This window comes from Micromonospora sp. M51, assembly GCF_018070305.1.
Classification (GTDB): Bacteria; Actinomycetota; Actinomycetes; order Mycobacteriales; family Micromonosporaceae; genus Micromonospora; species Micromonospora parva.
The window spans coordinates 1-2,095 of the sequence record NZ_JAGPXZ010000933.1; the positions used below are offsets into that span (position 1 = coordinate 1).

The window sequence follows — 2,095 nt, forward strand, 5'->3', positions numbered from 1 at the left end:
GCGGCGGATCGAGTCGAGGCAGGCGGCGATGGCGTCCTCGGTGGTCGGCAGCGCGACCAGGCGGCCGTCCTGCTCCCGCAGTTCGGTGAGGTCGCGCACCTGCGCGAACGCGACGAGGCGCTCGTCGGCCCGGTTCTCCCGGGCGACGCACTGGAAGAGGTAGACCTCCTCGTCCGACGACGGCAGCCGGGTCAGGTCGAACTTGTGCAGCCGCTCCAGCTGCATCCGCTGCGCGATGTACGGGTGCAGCCCACGGATCAGCCGGTCCTCGGTCAACTGGTCGCCCGACGGACGGAAGGTGAAGTGGTGGTGCATCACCGCACCGCCGCGACCCGCGACGGTGGTGGTCACCCGCCGGACCTCAGGTGGCAGCGGGTGCGCGGCGATGACCTCGGCCAGCGCCGCCGCCATCGCGTCGAAGTCCTCCGGCTGGTTCTCCCAGCCGAGGTAGATGTCGGCGTCCACGGCGTCCTCGCCGGCGGCCAGCTCGGCCAGCCCGCGCAGGGCGCTGCCCAGCGCGTCGAAGCGCACCGCGGCGGATACCACGCTCGAGTCGGCGCGTTCGGCGACCACGAAGGTGCAGTCCGCGACCGCGCGGGTACGCACGCTGGTGAGCGACCGGTTGCCGTAGTACCGCCGGGTCAGCACCTCCAACATGACCGCGTTGTCGAGGTGGTCCCGAACGAGCCGCTGGCCGAGCAGCCGGACCAGCGGCTCGGTGCTGCGTACCATCTCGGCGATGCGCTCGGCGCGGTCCGGCGCGTCCGGCTGCGCGTCCAGGTGCCGCAGGTGGCCACGGACCTCGGCGTAGACGCGGGCGCGGTTGCGGCGCAGCAGCGGCTGGGCGAACCAGGCGAACACCACGCCACGGGCGAGGTCCGCGACCACGGGGAAACGGACCTGCGTCGCGGCGATCAGCCGCTCCAGGGCGAGGCCGGCCGGCTCGCGCAGCGTCTCGTCCGGCGGGGTCTCCCGCAGCCAGGCGCGCAGCAGTGCCGCGATGACCTGCGCGTCCGCGGACGCGCGTTGTTGGGCGAGGAAGATCCGGAAGACGGCGGCCTCAAGGGCGGGGGTGCGGTCCAGGTCGGTGACGCCGTAGCGGCTGAGCGCCTTGCCGAGCCTGGTCTGGAAGGCGTCCGGCAGCCCGGCCCGCTCGACGTCGAGGCTCTGCAGGTAGGTGTGGAAGTACTCCCGGGCGCTGTGGACGTGCGCGGCGCCGCCGTCCTCGCCCGTCGGCCGGTTGCGGCTCAGCTCGGCGAGATCGGCGAACACCTCGATGAGGTCGAGTTCGGCGGCCAACGTGGACTGGCCGGCCTCGATGGCCGCCCGCCGCGCGGTGAGGTAGCCGTCGAGCACCCGGCTGTCGTCGTGCGGGTCGACGTCGAAGCCGAGCAGCAGACCGCGCAGGTCCTCCTGACCGCGCCTGCTGCGTTCGGACGCCGGGACGTCCGTGGCGGCGCTGGGCAGGTCCAGTTCGACGGTGTCGGCGGTCGGGTCGCCGGCGGTCTCCTCGGCGTCGTCCGCGAGCGGCTCCAGGCGCAGCAGCGGCGCGCCCGCCTCCACCTGGCTGCCCACCGAGACGGCGCACTCCTTCAGCCGCGCCTTGAACGGCGCCCGCAGCACCGTCTCCATCTTCATCGCTTCCAGCACCAGCACCGGCGCGCCCGCCTCGACCTCGGCGCCGATCTCCAGTGGCGTGGCGACGACCAGCGCGGGCATCGGAGAGCGCAGGACACCGCCCTCATCCCGGCTGACCCGGTGCGTCACGCCGTCCACCTCGACCAGGTGGGTCGGCCCGTACGTGCCGGTGAGCAGCCGGTATCGGACGCCGTTGACGACGATCTGACCGGTGTGCCGGTCGAAGCGGTCGAGTTCGACGTCGGCGGTGCGCACGACCGGACCGGTCTCGATGCCGACCCGGAAGCGGTGCGCGCCGACCCGGGCCACCCGGGTGCGGTACCCGACGCCGCGCAGCTTGAGGTCCAACGGCCGGCCGCTGGCGTGCTGCACCTGGGGGCGTCCGCCGGCTGCCGTCGACAGCAGCCGCTGCCGCTCGACGCGCTCCTCCTCCTCGTACGCCTCGATGGCGGCGGCC

General features: G+C 73.7%; 1 protein-coding gene. It reads right to left on the minus strand.

The window, feature by feature from the left end; translation table 11 throughout:
* Positions 1-2,095, minus strand: a 2,095-nt coding sequence (locus KBX53_RS30915) for a biotin/lipoyl-containing protein (protein ID WP_305797988.1), incomplete at both ends; no start/stop codon positions are given.